Origin of the sequence: Phyllobacterium sp., from assembly GCF_037994405.1 — a bacterium.
Classification (GTDB): Bacteria; Pseudomonadota; Alphaproteobacteria; order Rhizobiales; family Rhizobiaceae; genus Phyllobacterium.
Genome location: NZ_JBBNAN010000431.1, coordinates 1 through 2,758, shown reverse-complemented (window position 1 = coordinate 2,758; position 2,758 = coordinate 1). Strand labels below are relative to the sequence as shown.

Genomic DNA, 2,758 nt, shown 5'->3' with positions numbered 1-2,758 from the left:
CAGGAGAAAATGCTGTCCGGCACGCGGCGGCAGCCCAATCCATCGCGCCCCAAGCACGCGCAGGACGTGCCCGTGCGCGAATAGGGCAACGTCCCCGCCCGCAGCCCGCGCCCGGGCCACGACTTGATCCACACGAGTAGCCACCTGCCTCGGCGTCTCGCCGCCCGGGCATCCATCCCGGAAGATCAACCAGTCCGGCCGCTTTGCCCGGATTTGCTGGGGCGTTAGCCCCTCGTATTCGCCGTAGTTCCACTCCATCAAGCTTGAGTCGATGATGGCCCCGTCGCCGAGGCCCGCCAAGCCACAAGTCTCCCGCGCACGCTGCAGCGGGCTCACGAGAACGAGCGCGAACGTCTGCCTAGCCAACACTGGCCGCATCCGTTCCGCCTGTCGTCGTCCGTTGTCAGTCAAGGGGACTTCTGTTGTGCCCGTGTGTTGCCCGCTCAGACTCCACTCGGTCTCCCCATGCCTAATCACGAATACTTTCACGTCCAGCCCTCCTGTCTTAGACGTTGTCAGCCTTCGTCGATCGCAGCTCTCTCCCAAGGCCGTTGCCTCTCCCCGCGCCCAGCCCGTGATTTCGGGTATGTCGTCGCCGTGTAGAGCGATGTACTCCTTGTGCTCGATCAGCTTGTCGCGGATCGCCTGCTTGAAATATGCGGCTCGAGCTCCAGCTATGGCAGGCGGTCGTTGACGTCGCCGACCTCATGGAGCGGTCGAGGTCGTTCATGACGTACATATCGAGTCCGCTCCGACCGCCGATGGGACGCATCAGTTGTCGCCTGACTGGCCGCGATGCGGCGGACTACCAGAGCCCACTGATGCCGCCTCCAACTCATCGGTGTACGTCCCGAGACTAGCGGCGCCGTTACAGCGAGCCCGGTGGTAAAAGGCCTGCTGGCCCATCTTCAGCTCCTCGTCGCGGCCATGCCACGCCTCCAGCGCCGGCTCCTGGAGGGCGCGCCCGTAGGAGAAACTAATCTTCCAGGGCTTCGGCCCGGGCAGTCGGTTGATGGCGTTGAGGTGGGCGGTGGCCACCCGGTCGTTCTGACCACCCGACAGGAACACGATGCCGGGGACCGCCACGGGCACATGCTGGCGCAAGCAGCGGAGCGTGGCGACTGCGACCTCCTGCAAGGTAACCGGACGAGAGCACTCCTCGCCCGCGATCACCATGTTGGGCTTAAGCAGCATGAATTCCAGCGTGACACGCTGCTCGAAGAGGGCACGGAACACGGCGTGAAGGACCAAGCCAGTGACCTCCTCGCAGCGCTCGATTGTGTGTGATCCGTCCATCAACACCTCCGGTTCGACGATCGGCACGAGATGCTGCTCCTGACAGAGAGCGGCGTATCGCCCTAGGGCGTGTGCGTTGGCACTCACGCAAGCGGCGCTCGGCAGCGTGTCCGCAATGCGAATGACCGCCCGCCACTTAGCGAAGCGGGCGCCCATACCGCGGTACTCGGAGAGGCGATCCCGGAGTCCATCAAGCCCTTCGGTGACCTTCTCGTCGGGAGAGCCGGCAAGAGGCTTCGCGCCGGTGTCGACCTTGATGCCAGGAACGATCCCCTGGCCGGAGAGAACCTGAGCGAACGGCGTCCCGCCGGAGCTCTTCTGGCGGATGGTCTCGTCGTGCATGATGACGCCGCTGATGAACTCGGCCGCGCCCGTGGAGGTGAATAGCATTTCACGGTAAGTGCGCCGGCTTTGCTCGGTGGACTGGATTCCGAGCGCATCGAACCGCTTGGTCAAAGTGGGCACAGTCTCGTCCGCCGCGAGAATACCCTTCCCCTTGGCGACTAGCACCGCTGCGATGCTCTCCAGATCTTGGCTCATCGTGGGCCCTCGCGTCTGCTCTCGGTCGTACTCGTGCACCCCCCTTGTCCGAACAAAAAATTATAAGGCGCAAGATCGGGCTTGTCACGTTATTCAGCGGGCCCTGTTTGATCCTGGTTCTGGATGGCGTCCAGATCGATGAGCACCTGTCCCCCGAGCAGCTTTTCATAGCCTTTCAAGCTAGCCGCGGGTCGATTGGAACCGGAAGTACAACCAAGTGTCGCTTTATGGCCATAACGAGAATCCCGCCACGTCATGCCCCGCCTATGGGGTTTATGGGCGACATTCCAGGGTGGTGTCATGTCCAAGATAAACAACTGAATGCTGTGCTGGCGTCTGAAACACGGTCAAAACGATCTTTCCCATGGTCTTGATCAGCGCCCGCAAAACGCAGGACGATTCCCGGTCCCGGCATCGTGGCTCTGCGGCGAAAGCCATTGCGGCAACCGTCGAGGCGATGACGGCGCTGCCGGCGTTGGGAAGCAAGGCGCGGCGGTTGATTCTGAAGATGGTGAATTCTCCTCTTCACGTCATCGCAGGCTGCCAGATCGGTGTCGCAGACACCGGCCGGCCCCAATAAGCTCACCCTGGTTACGCCGCTAACTACGGAATTAGCGACGTAACTTCATTGCTTTGGGCAAAATCTCAAAGGCTGCTCGGCCGGACGCTTACCCGTTCATGGCGGAGGATAAGGCAGAGTGCTGATGGGCGGAGGAGTACCCGCCATGTTGCAACCGAGCCTTGGATCAATGAAGCGCGGGCAAAAACACCGTGAACGTGAATTGCGCCCACGCGTCTACCCCGCGCATCCTTCAACCGAATTTTGGATCCAGTTTCCCAGACTGATAACGTTTCGCCATCTCCGAAACGGGTAGCGCCTGGATCGCGGATGCATTGCCGGCCGTCCCGAATTCCTCGAAGC

At 61.9% G+C, this 2,758-nt stretch carries 3 protein-coding genes; 1 reads left to right on the top strand and 2 read right to left on the bottom strand.

Annotated features, from left to right (window positions below):
* On the bottom strand, nucleotides 1–477 hold a 477-nt coding region (locus AAAC48_RS23285), incomplete at its 3' end, for a histidine phosphatase family protein (RefSeq protein ID WP_340656468.1).
* A 294-nt stretch (nucleotides 478–771) separates the two neighbouring features.
* Nucleotides 772–1,836, bottom strand: a complete 1,065-nt coding sequence (locus tag AAAC48_RS23280; protein WP_340656467.1) for a class I fructose-bisphosphate aldolase — start codon at nucleotides 1,834–1,836, stop codon at nucleotides 772–774.
* Nucleotides 1,837–2,200: 364 nt separating this feature from the next.
* On the opposite strand from AAAC48_RS23280, the gene AAAC48_RS23275 reads away from it, so the two are divergent.
* A complete protein-coding gene (locus AAAC48_RS23275; protein ID WP_340656466.1) occupies nucleotides 2,201–2,416 on the top strand; it encodes a hypothetical protein in 216 nt (71 codons plus the stop codon).
* The last annotated feature ends 342 nt before the right edge of the window (nucleotides 2,417–2,758 follow it).

Coding starts and splice junctions, on each gene's coding strand:
- AAAC48_RS23275 (WP_340656466.1), top strand. CDS start 2,201: ATGGTCTTGATCAGCGCCCGCAAAACGCAGGACGATTCCCGGTCCCGG.
- AAAC48_RS23280 (WP_340656467.1), bottom strand. CDS start 1,836: ATGAGCCAAGATCTGGAGAGCATCGCAGCGGTGCTAGTCGCCAAGGGG.